At 74.8% G+C, this 21,832-nt stretch carries 14 protein-coding genes; 9 read left to right on the top strand and 5 right to left on the bottom strand.

Going from position 1 to position 21,832, the window contains the following annotated elements:
* The first annotated feature begins 60 nt into the window (after positions 1 to 60).
* Positions 61 to 1,557 carry an aminopeptidase P family protein gene (locus OG618_RS06015; protein WP_442906764.1) on the top strand — a complete coding sequence of 499 codons (1,497 nt, stop codon included), beginning with the start codon at positions 61 to 63 and terminating at the stop codon, positions 1,555 to 1,557.
* Positions 1,558 to 1,576: 19 nt separating this feature from the next.
* Here OG618_RS06015 and OG618_RS06010 read toward each other — a convergent pair whose 3' ends face one another.
* The 5 genes from OG618_RS06010 to OG618_RS05990 form a co-directional block, all read right to left on the bottom strand.
* The gene (locus OG618_RS06010; RefSeq protein WP_329486157.1) at positions 1,577 to 2,500 is read right to left on the bottom strand and encodes an LLM class flavin-dependent oxidoreductase; all 924 of its coding nucleotides are present in this window, start codon (positions 2,498 to 2,500) and stop codon (positions 1,577 to 1,579) included.
* A 281-nt stretch (positions 2,501 to 2,781) separates the two neighbouring features.
* Positions 2,782 to 5,355, bottom strand: coding sequence for an ABC transporter permease (locus OG618_RS06005; RefSeq protein ID WP_329486156.1), 2,574 nt, complete (start codon positions 5,353 to 5,355; stop codon positions 2,782 to 2,784).
* A 55-nt stretch (positions 5,356 to 5,410) separates the two neighbouring features.
* Positions 5,411 to 6,190: an ABC transporter ATP-binding protein gene (locus OG618_RS06000; RefSeq protein ID WP_329486155.1), complete on the bottom strand. Its 780-nt coding sequence runs from the start codon at positions 6,188 to 6,190 to the stop codon at positions 5,411 to 5,413.
* A 185-nt stretch (positions 6,191 to 6,375) separates the two neighbouring features.
* Positions 6,376 to 7,074 carry a response regulator transcription factor gene (locus OG618_RS05995; protein ID WP_329486154.1) on the bottom strand — a complete coding sequence of 233 codons (699 nt, stop codon included), beginning with the start codon at positions 7,072 to 7,074 and terminating at the stop codon, positions 6,376 to 6,378.
* Positions 7,071 to 8,792, bottom strand: a complete 1,722-nt coding sequence (locus OG618_RS05990; protein WP_329486153.1) for a sensor histidine kinase — start codon at positions 8,790 to 8,792, stop codon at positions 7,071 to 7,073. The genes OG618_RS05995 and OG618_RS05990 overlap by 4 nt, the downstream gene beginning before the upstream one ends.
* Before the next feature lie 427 nt (positions 8,793 to 9,219).
* Here OG618_RS05990 and OG618_RS05985 point away from each other — a divergent pair, with 427 nt between their 5' ends.
* From OG618_RS05985 to OG618_RS05950, 8 genes are all read left to right on the top strand, one after another.
* Positions 9,220 to 10,854: a carbohydrate binding domain-containing protein gene (locus OG618_RS05985; RefSeq protein WP_329486152.1), complete on the top strand. Its 1,635-nt coding sequence runs from the start codon at positions 9,220 to 9,222 to the stop codon at positions 10,852 to 10,854.
* Positions 10,855 to 10,985: 131 nt separating this feature from the next.
* Positions 10,986 to 12,278, top strand: coding sequence for an MFS transporter (locus OG618_RS05980; RefSeq protein WP_329486151.1), 1,293 nt, complete (start codon positions 10,986 to 10,988; stop codon positions 12,276 to 12,278).
* 234 nt (positions 12,279 to 12,512) lie between these two features.
* A complete protein-coding gene (locus tag OG618_RS05975) occupies positions 12,513 to 14,234 on the top strand; it encodes an acyclic terpene utilization AtuA family protein (RefSeq protein WP_329486150.1) in 1,722 nt (573 codons plus the stop codon).
* The gene (locus OG618_RS05970) at positions 14,231 to 15,829 is read left to right on the top strand and encodes an acyl-CoA carboxylase subunit beta (RefSeq protein ID WP_329486148.1); all 1,599 of its coding nucleotides are present in this window, start codon (positions 14,231 to 14,233) and stop codon (positions 15,827 to 15,829) included. Before OG618_RS05975 ends, OG618_RS05970 begins: the two co-directional genes overlap by 4 nt.
* Positions 15,830 to 15,851: 22 nt before the next feature.
* The gene (locus tag OG618_RS05965; protein WP_329486147.1) at positions 15,852 to 17,789 is read left to right on the top strand and encodes an acetyl/propionyl/methylcrotonyl-CoA carboxylase subunit alpha; all 1,938 of its coding nucleotides are present in this window, start codon (positions 15,852 to 15,854) and stop codon (positions 17,787 to 17,789) included.
* Positions 17,790 to 17,898: 109 nt separating this feature from the next.
* Complete coding sequence (locus OG618_RS05960) at positions 17,899 to 19,086, top strand: acyl-CoA dehydrogenase family protein (protein WP_329486146.1); 1,188 nt, start codon at positions 17,899 to 17,901, stop codon at positions 19,084 to 19,086.
* Positions 19,087 to 19,441: 355 nt separating this feature from the next.
* On the top strand, positions 19,442 to 21,028 hold the full coding sequence (locus OG618_RS05955; protein ID WP_329486145.1) for a 4-coumarate--CoA ligase family protein: 1,587 nt from the start codon (positions 19,442 to 19,444) through the stop codon (positions 21,026 to 21,028).
* A 67-nt stretch (positions 21,029 to 21,095) separates the two neighbouring features.
* The gene (locus OG618_RS05950) at positions 21,096 to 21,716 is read left to right on the top strand and encodes a TetR/AcrR family transcriptional regulator (protein WP_329486144.1); all 621 of its coding nucleotides are present in this window, start codon (positions 21,096 to 21,098) and stop codon (positions 21,714 to 21,716) included.
* Positions 21,717 to 21,832 lie beyond the last annotated feature (116 nt).

Here is a 21,832-nt window from a genome sequence, read left to right as displayed (position 1 = left end):
GTTTCTGTGCGGGGTGTGGATGTGTGACATGTGAAATGGTAGTTTCCCCGTGCGGCCGACATGTGGCCGACGTGCAGCGGGCATGCGGCGGACTACGGTGAGCGGAGACGACGGGTGGAGCAGCAGGGCGGGGCACGCGGAGCCGGGGCGCAGGACCGTGCGGCGCCGGCCGCGCAGGCCGAGTGGTTCCACCACGGCTGGGCCGACACCGGGACGACACTGCCGCTCCTGCCCGGTGCGGCCTTCGCCGCCGCGCGGCGCGCGGCGCTCTCCGAGCGGTTCCCCGGAGAGCGGATCGTCGTCCCCTCGGGCGGGCTCAAGGTCCGCAGCAACGACTTCGACCACACCTTCCGGCCGCACTCCGCGTTCGTCCACCTCACCGCGGAGCAGGGCACGAGTGCCGTCCCCGACAGCGTCCTCCTCTTCGAGCCCACCGGGACCGGGCACGAGGTCACCCTGTTCACCCGGCCGCGGTCGCCGCGCGACGGCGGGCCGAACGGCGCCGAGTTCCACAGCAGCCGCCGGCACGGCGAGTTCTGGGTCGGCCGGCGCCGGACGCTGTCGGAGACCGCCGACGCGATCGGTGTCCGGGCCGCCGCCCGGGACGACCTGGAGCGGGCCCTCGCCGGACACGTCCCGACCCGGGTGGTGCGCGGCGAGGACGCGCTCGTCGACGCACTGGTCCGGCCGGCCGACCGGGCGGAGGCCGAACTGCTGACCTTCCTCGCGGAGTCACGGCTGGTCAAGGACGCCTGGGAGGTCGAGCAGCTGCGCACGGCCGTCCGGTCCACGGTGGCCGGGTTCCACGACGTGGTCGGCGAGCTGCGCCATGCCACGGGCCTCGCGCGGGGCGAGCGCTGGATCGAGGGCACCTTCAACCGCCGCGCCCGGCTGGACGGCTACGGCCTGGGCTTCGAGACCATCGCGGCGGCCGGCGCGCACGCCTGCGTCCTGCACTGGATGCACAACGACGGCCCGGTGCGGGACGGCGACCTCCTCCTGCTGGACGCCGGGGTCGAGGCCGACTCCTTCTACACCGGCGACGTCACCCGGACGCTGCCGGTCTCCGGCCGCTACACCGACGTCCAGCGCCGGGTGTACGACCTCGTCTTCGCCGCCCAGTCGGCGGGGATCGCGGCCCTGCGGCCCGGCGCCCGCTACGGGGCCTTCCACGACGCGGCGATGCGCGTGATCGCGGACGGGCTCGACGCCTGGGGCCTGGCACCGGACGGCGGGCCGTCCCTCGCCGAGTCCGGCCGGTACCGCCGCTTCACCGTCTGCGGCTCGGGGCACATGCTGGGCCTGGACTGCCACGACTGCGCCGGTGCCCGCGGCCAGGCCTACCTGGACGGCGTCCTGGAGGCCGGCCAGGTGCTGACCGTCGAGCCCGGACTGTACTTCCAGCCCGACGATCTGACCGTCCCCGAGGAACTGCGCGGGATCGGCGTCCGGATCGAGGACGACTTCCTGATCACTACCGACGGCGCGCAGTGGCTGTCCTCGGGCCTGCCGCGCCAGGCGGACGAGGTCGAGGCCTGGATGGCGTCGTTGCGGTAGCCGTGGAGCGGGTCCGCGGTCAGGGCAGCCGGGCGGCGCCGCGGTGGGCGGGCGCGATCTCCTCCAGGACGTGCGCGGGCGTGGCGAACGGCCCGGACTCGCGCGGGTAGTGGACCACCAGCTCCGTGAAGCCGAGCTCCGCGCAGCGCCCCGCGACCTCCTCGAAGGCCGCCGCCGAGCGCATGGTGGGCAGCGGCGAGAACCCGGTCAGCAGGGTGCGGCCGAGTGACTTCGGGTCGCGGCCCTCCCGCTCGCAGGCCGCGTCGAGACTCTCCAGCCGCTGGGCGAGGCCGGCCCAGGCCGAGGCCTCGGTGAGGGTGTCCTTCGGCAGCTCCGCGTCGTCGGTGACGGCCCAGGACGCGCCGTACCGCGCCACGGTGCGCATGCCGAGCGGTCCGGTCGCCGCCAGCAGGAACGGCACCCGGGGCCGCTGGACGCACCCGGGCTCCAGCCGGGCGTCGATCGCGTCGAAGTAGCGGCCGCGGAAGGTGGTCCGCGGCCGGCCCTCGGGCGCCCCGGTGAGCAGCCGGTCCAGCAGTTCCACCGATTCGCGGAACCGGCCGCCGCGTTCCTTCACCGACCAGCCCGTGTCCGGCGCGCCCTGGCCGAGCACGATGCCGTCGGCGTCGGGCGCGCCGGCGCCGTAGCCGAGGACGAACCGGCCGCCGCTGATGGTGTCCAGCGTCATGACGTCCTGCGCGAGCGGTACGGGGTGGCGGAAGTTCGCCGAGGAGACCAGCGTGCCGAGGCGGATCCGGGAGGTGGCCCCGGCGGCGGCCGCCAGGGTGGGCACGGCGCCGTACCAGGCGCCGTCCGGCAGGCCGCCCCAGGTGAGGTGGTCGTAGGAGTAGGCGGCATGGAAGCCCAGCTCCTCGGCGCGCCGCCAGAGCGGGGCCGCCTCGGGGAACGGCCGGTCGGGCAGGATGCAGACGCTGACGCGCACGGGGACTCCAGCCTGTCGGTTCGGTTCGGTTCGGTTCGGTTCGGTTCTGCCGCCGCGTGGCGGGGCGGCACCCGGCCGGGCGCCGTCGCCGCCCGACCGGTCACGGTCCGCGGGGGCGTACGGCAGGAGGAACGATCCGCGGCACCGCCCCGGTTCGACGGTGCCCGCGCCCGGGGCCTCCTCGATGCTCTCGCGCCCCGGCCGGGTGCGGCGACCGGGGCGCGGCCGAACCGGCGGGGCTGACAGGACGGCGGGCGGCGCGTACCCGCGCCGGCCGGGCGCTACTGGGCGTTGATCGCCCGCAGGGTGTTCAGGCGGGCCGCCCGCCGGGCCGGCCAGACCGCCGCCAGCACCCCGATCGCCGGGCCGAGCAGCAGGAACAGGCCGAGCCGCGCCCACGGCAGCACGATCCGGTACTGCGGGAGCGAGGCCCGGGCCAGGCTGCCGCAGGCCCAGGCCAGGAAGATCCCGGTGCCGATGCCGAGAACGGCGCCGAACAGCGAGATCACCACCGACTCCAGCCGCACCATCCGCCTGACGCCCCGGTCGTCCAGGCCGATCGCGCGCAGCAGCCCGATCTCCCTGGTCCGCTCGAAGACGGACATGGCCAGGGTGTTGACGACGCCGAAGACGGCGATCACGACCGTCATGCCGAGCAGGCCGTACATCATGGTGAGCATCGTGTCGATCTCGCCGGACTGCGCCTTCGTCAACTGCGCCCGGTCCTGCACCTGGAGGAGCGGGCTGTTGCCGAGGGCCTCGCGGATCCGCTGGTCGAGGCCGCGGGTGCGCCCGTCGGCCGCGGCCTCGACCAGGACGCTGTCGAGCCGGCCGCCGACGGCGTACGGCAGGACGTCGCCCAGGGTGCCCACGGCGCCGCCCACGGTGCGGGTCCGGCGGTAGACACCGGCGACGGTCAGCTCCCTGGTCTCGCGGCCGAAGCCCAGCGTGCCCGGGAAGGTGTCGCCCTTCGACAGGCCGGTCTCGTCGGCCAGCTGGTCCGAGAGCGCGACCCTGCCGGGGCCGAGGTCCGCGAGCGAGCCGCTGCTGAACTCCAGGTCGGAGACCGCGGCGAGCTGCCGCGGGTCCGCGCCGGTGAACGTGGCGGCCCGGCCCCGCACGCCCAGGGTCGAGGAGGCGACGGGCACCGCCCGCGCGACGCCGGGGACGTCGGCGACCTTGCCGGCGAGCGCGGGGTCGATGCCGCCGTACCCGGCGTTGGACACCTTGTAGTCGGCGGTCAGGCCGCGCACGGCCGCGTCCTGGAGGGCGGCGTCGGTGGAACCGCCGGTCACGCTCAGGCCGGTGATCAGGGCCAGCCCGATCATCAGGGCCGAGGCGGTGGCGGCGGTGCGGCGCGGATCGCGCAGCGCGTTCTCCTCGGCGAGCCTGCCGCTGACGCCGAAGAGCCGGGTGGTGACCGTGCCCGCGAGCCGGATCAGCGGGTGGGACAGCAGCGGGGCGATCACGATCAGGCCGGTCAGGGTGAGCAGCGAACCCAGGGCGGCGGCCTGGAGGTTGGCGTCGGCGCCGTCCCTCCGGGTGGAGACGTACAGCAGGGTGAGCAGGCCGAGGCCGGTGAGCAGCCCGCCGAGGCTGTTGCGCAGGAGCATGCCGCGCCGGGGCGGTGCCTGGTCGACGGTGCTCAGCGCCTCCACCGGGGCGGTCTTCGCGGCCCTGCGGGACGGCAGCCAGGCGGCGAGCACGGTGACGCCGACGCCGGTCAGGAGGGAGCGCAGGAGGGTGTCCGCGGAGATCACCAGGGGGCCGTCCGGCAGGCCCGCGCCGGCCGCGTCGAGGATCGGCCGCACGGCGGTCGCGATACCGGTCCCGAGCGCGATGCCGGCCGCCGAGGCGCCGAGGCCGAGGAGCGCGGCCTCGGCGAGGACGGCGCGGACGACCTGGCGGCGCGAGGCCCCGACGGCGCGCAGCAGCGCGGTCTCCCGGGTGCGCTGGGCGATCAGCATGGTGAAGGTGTTGGCGATGATGAAGGCGCCGACGAACAGGGCGATCCCGGCGAAGGCGAGGAGCATCCGGGTGAGTTCCTTGGTGCTCTCGGCGATCTGCGCGGCCTGCTCGCGCGCGAGCCGGGCTCCGCTGGTGACCGTGATGCCCTCGGCGGGCAGCAGCGCGCGGATCCTGCCGGTGAGTTCCTCGGCGTCGGTGCCGGGCGCGGAGCCGACGGCCAGCTCGTCGAAGCGGCCGTCCTGGAGGAAGAGCTGCTGGGCGGTCCTGGTGTCGAAGAGCGCGAGGCTGCCGCCGGCCCGCACCCGGGGGTCGTCGGTGTCGACGGTGCCGACCAGCTTCTTGGTCAGCGCGGGGCCCCGGGTGGCGAAGCGGACGGTGTCGCCGACGCGGTAGCCGGCCCGCTCGGCGGTCCCGCGGTCCAGGGCCAGTTCACCGCTGTCGACGGGGCCGCGGCCGGCGCTGAGCGGGAACCGGGCGTCCCGGTCGCCGTGGGCCGCGTCCGGTGCGTAGTTGGTCGCCAGGTTCTGCCAGCTGGTGTCGGCGTCGAGCGGCCGGCCGTCCTTGGCGGCCAGGGTGGCGGTGCCGTTGACGGTGGGGCGCACGGAGGTGACGCCGGGCACGGTGCGGACCCTGTCGGCGAGTTCGCCGGTGAGCGCGGTGGACACGGTGTCGTCCGCGCCGGTGTCGGAGCCGCGCCGGGCCTCGGCCTGGACGGAGACGGCGACGTCCTTGAGGCTCCTGGCGGAGGCGCCGCGCAGGGCCTCCGCGACGGTGTCGCCGAAGACGAGGGTGCCGGAGACGAAGGCGACGCCGAGGGTGATCGCGAGGGCGGTCATGATCAGGCGGGCTCGGTGGGCGAAGACGTTGCGCAGGGCTGTTCGCAGCATGGCGGTGGTCCCAGTTCGGAGGTGCGAGGGGGCGGGTGGGGCGCGGGGAGCCGGGTCAGCTCGTGCGGGCGCCGGTGTCGAAGCGCCGCATCCGGTCCAGGACGGTCTCGGCGGTCGGGGCGAGCAGCTCGTCGGTGAGCCGGCCGTCGGCGAGGAAGACCACGCGGTCGGCGTGCGCGGCGGCCGCCGGGTCGTGGGTGACCATCACCACGGTCTGGCCCAACTCCCGTACGGACTCCCGCAGGAAGCCGAGGATCTCGGAGCCGGCGCGGGAGTCCAGGTTGCCGGTCGGTTCGTCGGCGAAGACGATCTCCGGCCGGGCGGCGAGGGCGCGGGCCACGGCGACCCGCTGCTGCTGGCCGCCGGACAGCTGGGCGGGGCGGTGGCCCAGCCGCCCGGCGAGGCCGACGGTCGCCACGACGGTCTCCAGCCACTTCCGGTCCGGCCGGCGGCCCGCGATGGCCATCGGCAGCGTGATGTTCTCCAGCGCCGTCAGGGTGGGGAGCAGGTTGAACGCCTGGAAGACGAAACCGACGCTGTCCCGGCGCAGCCGGGTGAGCTGCCGGTCGCTCAGGCCGGACAGTTCGGTGTCACCGATCCGCGTGGAGCCCGCGCTGACCGCGTCGAGACCGGCCATGCAGTGCATCAGCGTCGACTTGCCGGAGCCGGACGGCCCCATGATCGCCGTGAACCGGCCGCGTTCGAACTCGACCGAGACCGAGTCCAGCGCGACCACCCGGGCCTCGCCCCGGCCGTAGACCTTGCTCAGTCCGGTGGCCCGGGCGGCGGCGGGGCCGGGGGAGACGGGGGCGGGTACGGCTTCCTGCGGTGACATGTCGGCTCCGGGCTACGGGGAGAGGGTCGGTGACTGACTCTCATCCTCGGCGCGCCGCGGCGCCCGACCGTCGGCCTCAGGGTGTGACCGGGGCGTCTGCCGAAGGTCGGGCCCGGGGTGGTGCCTCCTCCCCGCGGCGGACGGCCGTCTCTGTCGTCCGGCAGAGACGGCGTACCGGCCGGTGCTCAGGACAGCAGCCCCGCCCGATGGGCGAGGACCGCCGCCTGGACGCGGCTGTCCGTGCCGGTCTTCACCAGGACGGCGCTGACGTGGGTCTTCACCGTGCCCACGCCGATGCCCAGTCGGCGGCCGATCTCCGCGTTGGCGAGACCCAGGCCGAGCAGCGCGAGGACGTCGCGCTCGCGGCCGGTGAGCGCCGCCAGTCGCTGGTCGGGGACGGCGCCAGGGGCCGGGGCGGCCGGCGTACCGGCACCGGTGTCGAGCATGCGGTCGATGACGCTCCGGGTGACCTTGGGCGAGAGGACGGCGTCGCCGCCGGCGGCGGCCCGGACCGCGCTGATCAGCTCCTGCGGGCCCTCGTCCTTGAGGAGGAAGCCGGTGGCGCCGGAGCGCAGCGCGCGCGTCACGTTCTGCTCGTCGCCGAAGGTGGTGAGCATGACGACCTGCGGCCCGGGGTCCAGGGCGAGGAGCCGCTCGATGGTGGCGAGCCCGTCGAGCACGGGCATCCGGATGTCGATCAGGGCCACGTCCGGGCGGGTCTCGGCGGCGACCCGGACGGCCTCCTCGCCGTTCGCCGCCTCGCCGACCACCTCGATGCCCTCGGCGTGGCGCAGGATCAGCCGGACGCCGTGCCGGATCAGTTCCTCGTCGTCGGCGAGCAGGACCCGGATCGGGTGGTGGACGGCAGGGGGGAACTCGGTCACGGGGACTCCCACGGTGGTGTGCGCGACACCATGGGCACGGTGAAGCGGTCGATCGTGGCCAACGTATCGCCACGGAAGCAGAGCCGGGTGATGGTGAGCCGGTCGCCGCCCTGCGGGGCGGCCTCGTCCGTGGGGGTGCCCTCGGCAGCCGGGGCCGGCGGTGTCGGGTCGGCGTAGCGGAACGTCGGGTAGATGCAGCTCGTCACGGACTCCGCGCGGGCCGGCTCCCGGCCCGTCGCCGCCGCGCGCACCGCCGGGTCGTCCCCGTAGACGGCCCGCTCCACCATCGCGCGGGACATCCCGATCCTGGGCGGCTCGGGATCGCGGGGGGCGGGATCCGGGGACGCCTGGGAGACCAGCAGGAGACCGCACATCATCAGCACGCCGACGCCCGCGAGGCCGAGGAACCCGCTGAGGGCGTCCACGACGCGGCGTCGGAGACCGGCGGGCGGGTGGTCGGCGTGCGGCTCGGAGGGCGCCTCGCGCGGCGGGGCGCCCGCGGCGGTGAGACTCGCTCCCGGGTCGGGGCGGGCCGGGATCCGCGCGGTGACCGCGAAGCCCCCGGCCGGCGTCGGGCCCGCCTCCAGGGTGCCGCCGAGCAGCGCCACCCGTTCCCGCAGCCCGACCAGTCCGCGCCCGGTGCCCAGGCCGGTCGCCGCCTCGGGGGCCACTGGCGGAAGGCCGTTGCGCACGAGCACCTCCACCCGGTCCTCGGTGTGCGTGACCGCCACGGTGACGCGGGCCCCGGCGGCGTAGCGGTGCACATTGGTCAGCGACTCGCGTACCACGCGGTGCACCGCCCGCCGCACCTGGGCGGCGCGCTCGTGCAGGTCGGGGCCGTCCCAGGTGAGCTCGACGGGTATGCCGCCGGTGCGGGACTCCGCGGCCAGCGCCTCGACGTCGGATCTGGTCCCGGTGCTGTCGGTCAGCGCGTCCGTCCCGGTGTCCCGGCCCAACGGGCCCAGGACGCCGAGTACTTCGCGCAGCTCCCGCATCGCGTCCCCGGTGGCCCGGCGGACCAGGGCCGCCTCGTCCCGCAGGTCCGGCGCCTCCTTCCGCAGGGCCATCTCCAGGCCGCCCGCGTGCAGCGAGATCAGGCTGAGCCGGTGGCCGACCAGGTCGTGCATCTCGGCGGCGATCCGGGAGCGCTCGTGGATCCGGGACTCGCTCTCCGCGAGCCGGCGGGCCGCCTCCGCGGCGGCGGCCCGCTCCCGGAGCGCCCGCAGCAGCCGGTCCTCCTGCCCGCCCGAGCCGCCGAGGAGCCCCGGCACCACCAGGGTGGTCGCCGCGAGTACGGCGCCGAGCGCGAGCCCGAACGCGTGGCCGCCGAGCCCGATGGCCGGGGCGAGGAGGGCGCAGACCAGCGCCGCCAGCACGGCGGAGGCGAGCAGCACGGTGCTCCGGCGCCGGGGGGCGGTCAGGTGCTTGGCCGAGGTGTACGCGGTCACGGCGGCCGGCAGCCCGGCGGGGGGCAGCAGCCCGACGACGACGGAGGTGCCCAGCAGGCTCAGAACGGGGAAGCGGCGGCGGACGGCGAGCAGGACGAGGACGACGGTACCGAGGAGGAGCTGGATCTCGCCGGCCGGGCCGCGGCCGCCCAGGATCAGCTGGGTGAGGAGCATCAGCGCCGCGCCGCCGGTCGTCTCCGCGAGGGCGCGCCACAGCCCCCGGCCCGGTTCGCCGGGGGCCGTGAACGGATTTCGGGAGAGGGGGGCCATCGGCCCATTGTCGGGGGCGGTGCCGCGGGTCCTTGTGCGACCTGGGGATGAGCTGCGGCTCTGTCGAAAGTCGGAGAGCTGGTGTTCCGCCGTCACCGGGCAATTGGTCCAGACCTATTGACGGGCCTTGTCGCCCCTCCTACGATCCGGTTCGGCACAGCCCCACATGTCCCCACCTCACCCAGAGCCGGGCGTCACGCCCCCACGCGTCGGTCATGTCCATGACGCTCGGCGGGAAAGGGAGCACAGCATGTTCCGTCGAAGGTCGCGTACGCCACGTCCGTCGGGCGAGCCCCGACCCAGCCAGGACCACGGCCGCCTCGGAGGCGACCGGACCGGGAGCGAGCCGCTCGGGGCTCCCGGCCTCCAGCGGGCGACCGCGGCACGCGCGTCGCGGGCCGGGCGGCCCGGGCACGGACAGACCGTCATGATGCGTTCCCTCGCCGGGGTGAGCGTCGCCGCCGTCCTCGGGGCCGGCCTCGCCCTGACCGGCTCCGTCACGGCCGGGGCGGCCACCACCAACCTGGTGGCCAACCCCGGGTTCGAGAACGGACTCTCCGACTGGACCTGCACCGGCGGCTCCGGCGCGGCCGTCGGCAGTCCGGTCCACTCCGGCACCTCCGCGCTCAAGGCCACGCCGACCGGCCTGGACAACGCCCAGTGCACCCAGACCGTCAGCGTGCAGCCCAACTCCCAGTACACGCTGAGCGCCTACGTCCAGGGCAGCTACGTCTACCTGGGCGCCACCGGCTCCGGCATCACCACGGCGCCGTCCACCTGGACGCCGAACAGCGCGACGTACAGCCAGCTCAGCGTCGGCTTCACCACCGGGGCGACCACCACCTCGGTGACCGTCTACCTGCACGGGTGGTACGGGCAGCCGGCGTTCTACGCGGACGACGTGTCGCTCGCCGGCCCCGGCGGCAGCAGCCCCACGCCGACCGCGACCCCGACGACCGCGCCGCCGACCACCGCTCCGCCGACGACGACGCCGCCGACGACGACGCCGCCGACCACGACGCCGCCGACCACCGCTCCGCCGACCACCGCTCCGCCGACCACGACGCCGCCGACCACCACCCCGCCGACTACGACGCCGCCGGGTGACACCTGCCCGACGAAGCCGAAGCCCTCGGGCAAGGTCCTCCAGGGCTACTGGGAGAACTGGGACGGTGCCGCGAACGGCGTCCACCCGGGCATGGGCTGGGTGCCCATCACGGACAGCCGGATCGCCGCACACGGCTACAACGTCATCAACGCCGCGTTCCCGGTGATCCTCTCGGACGGCACCGTCCTGTGGCAGGACGGCATGGACGCCGGCGTGAAGGTCTCGACCCCCGCCGAGATGTGCCAGGCCAAGGCCGCCGGCGCGACGCTCCTGATGTCGATCGGCGGCGCCACCGCGGGCATCGACCTGAGCTCCAGCACCGTCGCCGACAAGTTCGTGGCGACCGTCGTGCCGATCCTCAAGAAGTACAACTTCGACGGCATCGACATCGACATCGAGACCGGCCTGTCCGGCAGCGGCAGCATCACCACGCTGTCCGCCTCCCAGTCCAACCTGATCCGCATCATCGACGGTGTGCTGGCGCAGATGCCCGCGGGCTTCGGCCTGACGATGGCCCCCGAGACCGCCTACGTGACCGGCGGAAGCGTCACCTACGGGTCGATCTGGGGCTCCTACCTGCCGATCATCAAGAAGTACGTCGACAACGGCCGCCTCTGGTGGCTGAACATGCAGTACTACAACGGCAGCATGTACGGCTGCTCCGGCGACTCCTACCAGGCGGGCACCGTCCAGGGCTTCACCGCGCAGACCACCTGCCTGAACAACGGCCTGACCATCCAGGGGACCACCATCAAGGTGCCCTACGACAAGCAGGTGCCCGGTCTGCCGGCCCAGCCCGGTGCGGGCGGCGGCTACATGGCGCCGGGCCTGGTCAGCCAGTCGTGGAACGCCTTCAGCGGCTCGCTGAAGGGGCTCATGACGTGGTCGGTCAACTGGGACGGCTCGAAGGGCTGGAGCTTCGGCGACAACGTCAAGTCCCTCCAGGGGCGTTGATCTCCGCCGATCCGCTGCTGACAGCCCGCTGACCGCACGCGGGACGGACCCGGGAGCGCCCCCTGCTCCCGGGTCCGACCGGTCCGACCGGTCCGAAAGGCGCTTGTGGGGGCGCTGTTAGCCTGGTCCGCATGATCATCGGGAAGAGTGTCGGCCCACGGACGTCCACCGCGCCGGAGTCGAGCCGCCCGCAGCGCGCCCTCATCCTCGCGAGCTTCGTCAGCCGGGTGGGCAACGGGCTGTTCAACACCGCCGCGGTGCTCTACTTCACGCTGGTGGTGCACCTGCCCGCCGCCCAGGTCGGCGCCGGCCTCACGGTCGCCGGTCTGGTCGGTCTGCTGGCCGGGATCCCGGCCGGGAACCTGGCCGACCGGTACGGCCCGCGCACGGTCTGGCTGACGGCCCTCGCGCTGCAGGCCGTGACGATGGCCGCCTTCGTGTTCATCCAGGACTGGGCCACCTTCACGCTCATCGCCACCCTGGACCGGCTGGCGGCAACCGCGGGCGGCGCCGCGGGCGGTGCGCTCATCGCCCGGACCGGCGGGGAACGCCCGGCCGCCTTCCGGGCGAGGCTCCGCACCTTCGTCAACCTCGGCGTGGTCCTGGGCACCCTGGGCGCGGCCTTCGCCGTCTCGGTCGACACCCGCGCGGCGTACACCGCGCTCATCCTCGCCAACGCCGCCAGCTTCGCCGGCGCCGGCCTCGTCGCCCTGGTCGGCGTCCCGAACTACCGGCCGCTGCCCCGGCCCGAGGAGCACCACCGCTGGGCCGTCCTGGCCGACCGCCCGTACGTGTCCTTCGTCGCGCTCTACGGTGCGATGGGCCTGCAGTACCAGACCGTCTCCCTGCTGCTGCCGATCTGGCTCTCCGCCCACACCGACGCGCCGCGCTGGACGGTGGCGGCGGTCTACGCGGCCAACAGCGGGGTGTGCGTGCTGCTCCAGAGCAGGATCGGCTCCCGGGTGGAGACGCCGCGCCAGGGCGGCCGGGCGTTCCGGCTGGCGGGGCTGCTCTTCCTGGTCAGCTGCCCCTTGATGGCCCTGACCGCGGACGTTCCGGTCTGGGTCGCGCCGGCGCTCGCCCTCCTCGCCGTCGCGGTGCACAGCCTCGGCGAGGTGTGGGAGTCCTCGGGCGGCTTCGCGCTCGGCTTCGGCCTGGCCCCCGACCACGCCCAGGGGCAGTACCAGGGCTTCCTCGGCATCGGCTTCGCCGCCGGGCAGGCGCTGGCTCCGCTGGTCCTGACGACCGCGGTCCTCGGCCTCGGGCACGCGGGCTGGCTGCTGCTCGGCGTGTTCTTCGCGGCCCTGGGCGCGGCAGGCCCGCCGGTGGCGGCCTGGGCCGAACGCACGCGCCGCCCGGCTCCCGACCCGGCCCACGCGACGCGGGACCGGCCCGAGGAGGCCGCGCTCCCGGACTCCGCCTGACGCCCTGCCGAGACCGTGCCGCAGACCGGGAGCGCGTGCCCCGGCGGGCATCTCGTGGCCCTCGGGACGCACCCGGGAGAACGAGGCCGCTACCGCCGGCAGTCACCGCGCCATCGGGCGGTGGTGTCGGCGAAAAACAAGCAGGCATGATTGCTTTTTCTCCGTGCCGGTGCCACGCTGCTGCCCGACGGCAAGCGTGGCGAGTGCGGGGCCACCGGTAGGGGAGGCGCACCTGTGGGGTCGCGTGCGGTACTGCGGATCGGCAATGCCTCGGGCTTCTACGGGGACCGTTTCTCGGCGGTGCGCGAGATGCTCACGGGCGGGCCGCTGGACGTCCTGACCGGGGACTACCTGGCCGAGCTCACCATGCTCATCCTGGCCCGGGACCGGCTGAAGGACCCCTCGCTCGGCTACGCGAGGACGTTCCTGAGGCAGTTGGAGGAATGCCTCGGCCTGGCGCTGGAGCGCGGGGTGCGGATCGTGGTCAACGCCGGTGGCCTCAACCCGGCCCGACTCGCGGACGCGATCCGTGAACTGGCGCGGCGCCAGGGGCTTGATCCCGCCGTCGCCCATGTCGAGGGGGACGACCTGCTGCCCCGGCGGGCCGAACTCGGCCTTCCCGAAGGACTGCTGGCCGCCAACGCCTATCTCGGCGCCTTCGGGATCGCCGAGTGCCTGACCGCCGGGGCCGACCTGGTGGTCACCGGCCGGGTCACCGACGCGGCGCTGGTCGTCGGCCCGGCGATCGCCCGGTTCGGCTGGGGGCCCGGGGACTTGGACGAGCTGGCCGGCGCCGTGGTGGCCGGGCACGTGCTGGAGTGCGGGGCGCAGGCGACCGGCGGCAACTACGCGTTCTTCCGCGAGCACGACGTCACCCGGCCCGGCTTCCCGATCGCCGAGCTGGCGGCGGACGGCTCCAGCGTCATCACCAAGCATCCGGGCACCGGCGGCGCCGTCACCACCGGTACCGTCACCGCCCAACTCCTCTACGAGACGGGCGAAGCGCGCTACCTGGGCCCCGACGTCACGGCCCGGCTGGACACCGTGCGGCTCGCCGAGGAGGGGCCGGACCGGGTCCGGATCCACGGCGTGCGGGGCGAGGCGCCGCCGCCGACCCTCAAGGTCGGGCTGAACCGGCTCGGCGGCCACCGCAACGAGGTGGTGTTCGTCCTGACCGGCCTGGACATCGAGGCCAAGGCCGCCCTGGTCCAACGGCAGTTGGCCGAGGCCCTGCCGTCGGACGCCCGCCCCGCCGAACTCCGGTGGACGCTCGCCCGCACCGACCACCCCGACGCCGCCACCGAGGAGAGCGCCTCGGCGCTGCTGCGGCTCACCGCCCGGGACCGCGATCCGGCCAAGGTCGGGCGCGAACTCGGCAAGGCGGCCGTGGAGTTGGGGCTTGCCGGTTACCCCGGCTTCCATCTCACCGCGCCGCCCGGGGCGGGATTGCCGTACGGGGTGTTCACCGCCGCGTACGTCGACGCCAAGGCGGTGGAGCACACTGCGGTCCTGCCGGACGGGCGGCGGGTCGCCGTACCGCCCGCGCCGGTCACCGCCCCGGCGGAGCCGTCGACCCGGCCGTCGGAGCCGGGCCCGGCCCTGCCGGAGCCGCTGCCGCCCGGCCCGACCGTGCGGGCACCGCTCGGCCGGGTGGCCGGCGCCCGCAGCGGCGACAAGGGCGGTGACGCCAACCTCGGGGTCTGGGCCCGCGGCGCGGACGGCTGGCGCTGGCTCGCGCACACCCTCACCGTCGATCTGCTGCGCGAACTCCTGCCGGAGACAGCCGGGTTGCCGATCAGCCGACAGCTCCTCCCGCATCTTCGCGCGGTCAACTTCACCATCACCGGCCTGCTCGGCGAGGGCGTCGCCGCCCAGCACCGCTTCGACCCGCAGGCCAAGGCGCTGGGGGAGTGGCTGCGCTCCCGCCACCTCGACATCCCGGAGGCGCTGCTGTGACCGTCCTGCCCACCCGCCTCGACCCGGCCGGCGCCGACTACGCCGAGCACCGGGCCGCGATGCTCGCCAAGCTCACCGAACTGGACGCCGAACACGCCAGGGCACTGGCCGGCGGCGGCCCCAAGTACGTCGAACGCCACCGCGGCCGGGGCAAGTTGCTGCCGCGCGAGCGGATCGAGCTGCTGATCGACCAGGACTCGCCGTTCCTGGAGCTCTCCCCGCTCGCCGCCTGGGGCAGCGACTACCCGGTCGGCGCGGCGCTCGTCACCGGGATCGGCGTGATCGAGGGCGTCGAGTGCCTCATCACGGCCAACGACCCCACCGTACGCGGCGGGGCCAGCAACCCCTGGACGCTGCGCAAGGCCCTGCGCGCCAACGAGATCGCGCTGCGGAACCGGCTCCCGGTGGTCAACCTGGTCGAGTCCGGCGGCGCCGACCTGCCCAGCCAGAAGGAGATCTTCATCCCCGGGGGCGCGCTCTTCCGCGACCTCACCCGGCTCTCCGCGGCGGGCATCCCCACCGTGGCCGTGGTGTTCGGCAACTCCACGGCCGGCGGCGCCTACGTGCCGGGGATGTCCGACCACACCGTGATGGTGAAGGAGCGGGCCAAGGTCTTCCTGGGCGGCCCGCCGCTGGTCAGGATGGCCACCGGCGAGGAGTCCGACGACGAGTCGCTCGGCGGCGCCGAGATGCACGCCCGCACCTCCGGCCTGGCCGACCACTTCGCGGTGGACGAACCGGACGCGCTGCGGCTGGCGCGGCGGATCGTCGCCCGGCTGAACCACCGCCGGCACGGCCCCGGCGCCGACCCGCTCGCCGAGCCGCCGAAGTACGCCGAGGAGGAACTGCTCGGCATCGTCCCGGGCGACCTCAAGATCCCGTTCGACCCGCGCGAGGTGATCGCCCGGATCGTCGACGGATCGGACTTCGACGAGTTCAAGCCGCTCTACGGCACCAGTCTCGCCACCGGCTGGGCCAGGCTGCACGGTTACCCGGTCGGCATCCTCGCCAACGCCCAGGGCGTGCTGTTCAGCCCGGAGTCGCAGAAGGCCGCCCAGTTCATCCAGTTGGCCAACCAGCGCGACATCCCGCTGGTGTTCCTGCACAACACCACCGGCTACATGGTCGGCAGGGACTACGAGCAGGGCGGCATCATCAAGCACGGCGCGATGATGATCAACGCCGTCGCCAACTCCACGGTGCCGCACCTGTCGGTGCTGATGGGCGCCTCCTACGGGGCCGGCCACTACGGCATGTGCGGGCGGGCCTACGAGCCGCGGTTCCTGTTCGCCTGGCCGAGCGCCAAGTCGGCCGTGATGGGACCGCAGCAGCTCGCCGGGGTGCTGTCGATCGTGGCCCGGCAGTCCGCGGCGGCCAAGGGGCAGCCCTACGACGAGGACGCGGACGCCGCGATCCGGGCGATGGTCGAGCAGCAGATCGAGGCGGAGTCGCTACCCGCCTTCCTCTCCGGCCGGCTCTACGACGACGGGGTGATCGATCCCCGCGACACCCGGACCGTCCTCGGCCTGTGCCTCTCCGCGATCCACAACGCGCCCGTCGAGGGCGCGCGCGGCTACGGCGTCTTCCGCATGTGATCCGACTCTGAGAGGGACCGACGTGATCGCCAACCTGCTGGTCGCCAACCGGGGCGAGATCGCCCGCCGGGTGTTCCGCACCTGCCGGAGCCTCGGCATCGCCACCACCGCCGTCTACGCCGACCCGGACGCCGACGCCCCGCACACCCGGGAGGCCGACGCCGCCGTCCGGCTCCCCGGTGCGGCACCCGCCGACACGTATCTGCGCGGCGACCTGATCGTCAAGGCCGCGCTGGCCGCCGGGGCCGACGCCGTCCACCCCGGCTACGGATTCCTCTCCGAGAACGAGGAGTTCGCGCAGGCGGTGCTCGACGCGGGCCTGACCTGGATCGGCCCGCCCCCGGCCGCGATCGCCGCGATGGGCTCCAAGACCGCCGCGAAGCGCCTGATGGCCGCCGCCGGCGTGCCCGTGCTGGAGGCCCTCACCGACCCCGTCGAGGCCGACCTGCCGCTGCTGGTGAAGGCGGCCGCGGGCGGCGGCGGGCGCGGCATGCGGGTGGTCCACCGGCTGGACGAACTCGCGCCCCGGCTGGCCGAGGCCCGCGCCGAGGCGGCCAGGAGCTTCGGCTCGGACGAGGTGTTCTGCGAGCGCTACCTGCCCACCGGGCGGCACGTCGAGGTCCAGCTGCTCGCCGACACGCACGGCACGGTGTGGGCGGTCGGCGAACGCGACTGCTCGCTGCAGCGCCGCCACCAGAAGGTCATCGAGGAGGCCCCGGCCCCCGGCCTCGACGAGGAGGTGCGCACCGCGCTGCACGCGGCCGCCGTCGCCGCCGCCCGGGCGATCGGCTACACCGGCGCCGGCACGGCGGAGTTCCTGCTCGCCCCCGACGGCCGGTTCCACTTCCTGGAGATGAACACCCGCCTCCAGGTCGAGCACCCCGTCACCGAGTGCGTCACCGGGCTCGACCTGGTCGCGCTCCAACTGCGCGTCGCCGAGGGCGAACCGCTGCCCGCCCCGGCGCCGCCCGCCCCGCGCGGCCACGCCATCGAGGCCCGCCTGTACGCCGAGGACCCGGCGCGCGACTGGCAGCCGCAGACCGGTACTCTGCACCGTCTCGAACTCCCCGGCACCACCGTCGAGTTCGCTACCGCCGACGGTGACACCGGGCTGCGCCTGGACTCCGGGGTGGCGGCCGGCAGCGTGATCGGCGCGCACTACGACCCGATGCTCGCCAAGGTCGTCGCCTGGGCGCCGACCAGGGCCGCCGCCGCCCGCCGGCTCGCCGACGCGCTCACCCGGGCCCGGATCCACGGGCCGGTCACCAACCGGGACCTGCTCGTCGCGGCGCTGCGCCACCCCGCCTTCCTGGCCGGCCGGGTGCACACCGCCTTCCTGGCCGAGCACGCCGCCGGTCTCGCCCCCGCCCCCGGCGGGGACGCGGCGGCGGCCCTCGCCGCCGCGCTGGCCGACGCCGCCGAACGCCGCGTCGGCTCGGCGCTGCCCTCCGGCTGGCGCAACCTGCCCTCGCAGCCGCAGAGCAAGCGGTACGCCGCCGCCGACGCCACCGTGTACGAGGTCCGCTACCGGTTCGGCCGGGCCGGGCTGGTCGCCGAGGACCACCCGGGCACCACGCTCGTCTCGGCGACGCCCACCCGGGTGGTCCTGGAGACCGACGGCGTCCGCAGCGGCTACGACATCGCGCGCCACGGCGACCGGGTCCACCTGGACACCCCGGCCGGCGCCACCGTGCTGACCGCGCTGGAGCGCTTCCCCGACCCGGCGGCCCACGTCGATCCGGGGGCCCTGCTCGCCCCGATGCCCGGCACCGTGGCGCGCACCGCCGTCGCGGTCGGCGACACCGTCACCGCGGGCCAGCCGCTGCTCTGGCTGGAGGCGATGAAGATGGAGCACCGGGTCACCGCCCCCGCCGACGGCGTGCTCACCGAACTCCGGGCCGTCCCCGGCCAGCAGGTCGAACTCGGCGCCCTGCTCGCCGTCGTGCAGCCGGCGCCCTGAGCGAGCCTCCCGAGCCCGACTCCCGAGAAGGCACCCCCGACCCCCCGGGAGAGCACCGACTCCCACCCGATTCCCGTGCCAGCCCCGATCCGCCCGGAAGGACGACCGCATGTCCGCACCGCGCACCACCACCCCCGGCAGCCCGCTGATCGAGAGCCCCGAACGCCAGACCCTGCGCCGCGCCGTGGCCGACCTCGGCAGCCGCTACGGCTCCGCGTACTACCTGGGCAAGGCCCGGGCCGGCCTGCCCGCCGACGAGCTCTGGGCCGAGGCCGGCAAGGCCGGCTACCTCGGGGTCAACCTGTCCGCCGAGTACGGCGGCGGAGGCGGCGGCATCGCCGACCTCTCCATCGTCCTGGAGGAACTCGGCACCGCCGGCTGCCCGTTGCTGATGCTGATCGTGTCCCCGGCGATCTGCGGCACGGTGATCGCCCGCTACGGCACCGAGCAGCAGAAGCGGCAGTGGCTGCCCGGCCTCGCCGACGGCACCCGGCGGATGGCCTTCGGCATCACCGAGCCGGACGCCGGCTCCAACTCCCACCGGATCTCCACCGTCGCGCGCCGCGACGGTGCGGACTGGCTGCTCACTGGCCGCAAGGTGTTCGTCTCCGGCATCGACCACAGCGACGCCGTGCTGTTCGTCGCCCGCACCGAGGACGCCCGGACCGGCAAGCTCCGGCCCGCGCTCTTCGTCGTCCCGCGCGAGACGGCCGGGTTCGAGTACCGCCCGATACCGATGGAACTCGTCTCCCCGGAGAAGCAGTTCCAGGTCTTCCTGGACGACGTCCGGCTGCCCGCCGACGCCCTGGTCGGCGACGAGAGCGCCGGGCTGCTGCAACTCTTCGCCGGCCTCAACCCCGAGCGGATCATGACCGCCGCCTTCTCGCTCGGCCTGGCCCGCCAGGCCCTCGGCCGGGCCGTCGAGTACGCGAAGGCCCGGACGGTCTGGTCGACCCCGATCGGCGCCCACCAGGGCCTGGCCCACCCGCTCGCCCAGTGCGCGGTGGAGATCGAACTCGCCCGGCTGATGACGCAGAAGGCCGCGCTGCTCTACGACGGGGGCGACGACCTCGCGGCGGGCGAGGCCGCCAACATGGCCAAGTACGCGGCCGGCGAGGCCGCCGCCCGCACCGTCGACCAGGCCGTCCAGACCCTGGGCGGCAACGGCCTGACCCAGGAGTACGGGCTCGGCGCGCTGCTCGCCGCCACCCGGGTCGGCCGGGTCGCCCCGGTCAGCCGGGAGATGGTGCTCAACTTCGTGGCCCAGCACACCCTCGGGCTGCCCAAGTCGTACTGACCCGGGGCCCGGGCGGGCGCCCGGCTGGAGCGCTCCGGCGCCGAACTCCAGCGCGACGCCGGCGGCGCGGGCCACCGTCTGTGCGAGGCGGCGGCCCGCCGCCGCCCGCCGCCCGGCACCCCGGCCCGGCGGGCCGCCCGGCGACGTGTGCCCTGGTCGGGAGCGGGCCGGCGGAGCGGACCGGGTGCGCCGGGCACGGCGACCGGTCGGCACGGGATCCCACCGCCCTTCGTCACAATGGAGCAACGCTCCGCCACTGTCCGTATGCTCCTGTGCGCGCGCTCGGCCGACCGGCGGGCCGGACCACTCGCCGATCCCCTCGACCGGGCGTCAACTACCCCTTTGGAGGCACGCCTTGGTGTTCCACAGCGAGTTCCCGGACGTCGGCATCGTCGATCTGCCGATCCACGAGGCGGTGCTCGGCTCCGCCGCCCGCTACGGCGACCGGCCGGCCCTGATCGACGGGATCACGGGGGAGTCGGTCAGCCACGCGCGGCTCGCCACGGCCGTCCGCCGGGCGGCCGCCGGGCTGGCCGAGGCCGGCGTGCGCCGGGGCGACGTGGTGGCACTGTTCAGTCCCAACACGATCGCGTACCCGATGGCCTTCTACGGCGCCACCCGGGCCGGGGCCACCGTCACCACGGTGTCCTCCCTCGCCACCCCGGGCGAGCTGGCCGGCCAGCTGGCCGACAGTGGCGCGCGCTGGCTGATCACCGTCTCGCCGTTCCTGGACACCGCCCGGCAGGCCGCCGGGAAGCTCGCCGCCGAGGGCCGGGCGCTCGCCGAGATCATCGTGCTGGACGGCGCCGAGGGCCACCGCTCGCTGGCCGACCTGCTCGCCTCCGGCGGCCCCGACCCCGAGCCGGCGATCGACCCCGGCAGCGACCTCGCCGTCCTCCCCTACTCCAGCGGCACCACCGGCCTGCCCAAGGGCGTGATGCTCACCCACCGCTCGATCGCCACCAACCTCGCCCAGACGGACGCCCTGTACCGGCCGCGGGAGGGGGAGCGGATCCTCGCCGTCCTCCCCTTCTTCCACATCTACGGCCTGGCCGCCCTGCTCAACCAGCCGCTGCGGTGCGGCGCCACGGTGGTCGTCCTGCCGCGCTTCGAGCTGGAGCAGTTCTGCCGCACCATCGAGGAGCAGCGCGTCCAGGCCCTGATCGTGGCACCGCCGATCGCGCTCGCCCTGGCCAGGCACCCGGTGGTCGACCGCTTCGACCTCTCCTCGGTGGAGTACCTGCTCTGCGCGGCCGCCCCGCTGGACCCGGACCTGGCCGCCGCCTGCGCCCGGCGGCTCGGCCTGCCGCACATCCTCCAGGGCTACGGCATGACCGAGCTGTCCCCGGTCTCGCACGTCGTCTCCCCGACCGAGACCGACCCCCCGCCGGGCTCGGTCGGCCGGATGGTGCCCTCGACCGAACTGCGGGTGGTCGCCCTGGACGGCAGCGGAGCCGACCTCGGCCCCGGCGAGCCGGGCGAGCTGCTGCTCCGCGGCCCGCAGGTGATGAAGGGGTACTTCGGCCGGCCCTCCGACACCGCCGCCACCATCGACGCCGACGGCTGGCTGCACACCGGCGACGTCGGCCACGTCGACGGGCGCGGCTACCTGTACGTCGTCGACCGGGTCAAGGAACTGATCAAGTACAAGGGGTACCAGGTCGCCCCCGCCGAGCTGGAGGCCCTGCTGCTCAGCCACCCGCAGATCGCCGACGCCGCGGTGATCGGCGTCGTGGACGCGGACGGCACCGAGTACCCCAAGGCCTTCGTGGTCCGCGCCCCCGGCAGCGCGCTCACCGAGCAGGACGTCACCTCCTTCGTGGCGGCCGAGGTCGCCCCCTACAAGAAGGTGCGGGCGGTGGAGTTCCTGGACGCCGTCCCCAAGTCGGCCGCCGGCAAGATCCTGCGCCGGGAGCTGCGGGCCCGCGAGGCCGCCCGCTGAGGCGGGCGGCGGATCTGCGAGGATCGACCCCGCCCGGACCCCCCACGGACAGGACCAGTCGCCGCCGATGACCGCCCACCCCGCCGCCCGTACCCCCCAGCAGGACCGCAGCCGCGCCACCCGGCAGCGGCTGCTGGCGGCGGCCGTCGACTGTCTGGCCGAGGTCGGCTGGAACGGCGCCACCGTCTCCGTGGTCGCCGAACGGGCCGGAGTCTCCCGCGGCGCCGCCCAGCACCACTTCCCGACCCGTGAGGACCTCTTCACCGCGGCCGTCGAGCACGTCACCGCCGAGCGGCTGGCAGCCGTCCGCGCCCACGCGGACGAGCTGCCGGCCGCCGGACCGGACCGCACCGTGGCCGTGGTCGACATGATCGTGCGCCTCTACACCGGTCCGCTGTTCCGCGCGGCCCTGCACCTGTGGGTCGCCGCCGCCACCGACGAACCGCTGCGTGCGCGGATCGTCGCACTTGAGGGCAGGGTCGGCCGCGAGGCCCACCGGGCCGCCGTCGAGTTCCTGGACGCCGACGAAAGCCGCCCCGGAGTGCGCGAGACGGTGCAGGCGACCCTCGACATGGCACGCGGTCTCGGACTGGCCGACCTGCTCTCCGACGACAGCGCCAGACGATCCGGAGTGATCCGGCAGTGGGCGGGCCTTCTGGAGGGTACGCTGCGGCCGGTACGCCCATGACGCCCGTACGACAGGTCCGTCCGAGGAACCTCTGACCAAGGGGTCGCCGGGCGGCCGATGTCCGTGCAGTCTGGAGAAGAACCCCGGCCGGCACGGACCACGAGGCCCCGCCCGGC

The organism is Kitasatospora sp. NBC_01246 (genome assembly GCF_036226505.1).
Taxonomy (GTDB): domain Bacteria; phylum Actinomycetota; class Actinomycetes; order Streptomycetales; family Streptomycetaceae; genus Kitasatospora.
The sequence above is the reverse complement of the archived record's forward strand: the minus strand, read 5'-3'. Positions and strand labels throughout refer to the sequence as shown.

What these genes read in the sequence shown, in the direction of transcription:
- OG618_RS06005 (WP_329486156.1), bottom strand. Translation starts at nt 5,355, where the DNA reads ATGCTGCGAACAGCCCTGCGCAACGTCTTCGCCCACCGAGCCCGCCTG.
- OG618_RS05985 (WP_329486152.1), top strand. Translation starts at nt 9,220, where the DNA reads ATGATGCGTTCCCTCGCCGGGGTGAGCGTCGCCGCCGTCCTCGGGGCC.
- OG618_RS06000 (WP_329486155.1), bottom strand. Translation starts at nt 6,190, where the DNA reads ATGTCACCGCAGGAAGCCGTACCCGCCCCCGTCTCCCCCGGCCCCGCC.
- OG618_RS06015 (WP_442906764.1), top strand. Translation starts at nt 61, where the DNA reads ATGTGGCCGACGTGCAGCGGGCATGCGGCGGACTACGGTGAGCGGAGA.
- OG618_RS05990 (WP_329486153.1), bottom strand. Translation starts at nt 8,792, where the DNA reads ATGGCCCCCCTCTCCCGAAATCCGTTCACGGCCCCCGGCGAACCGGGC.
- OG618_RS05950 (WP_329486144.1), top strand. Translation starts at nt 21,096, where the DNA reads ATGACCGCCCACCCCGCCGCCCGTACCCCCCAGCAGGACCGCAGCCGC.
- OG618_RS05980 (WP_329486151.1), top strand. Translation starts at nt 10,986, where the DNA reads ATGATCATCGGGAAGAGTGTCGGCCCACGGACGTCCACCGCGCCGGAG.
- OG618_RS05960 (WP_329486146.1), top strand. Translation starts at nt 17,899, where the DNA reads ATGTCCGCACCGCGCACCACCACCCCCGGCAGCCCGCTGATCGAGAGC.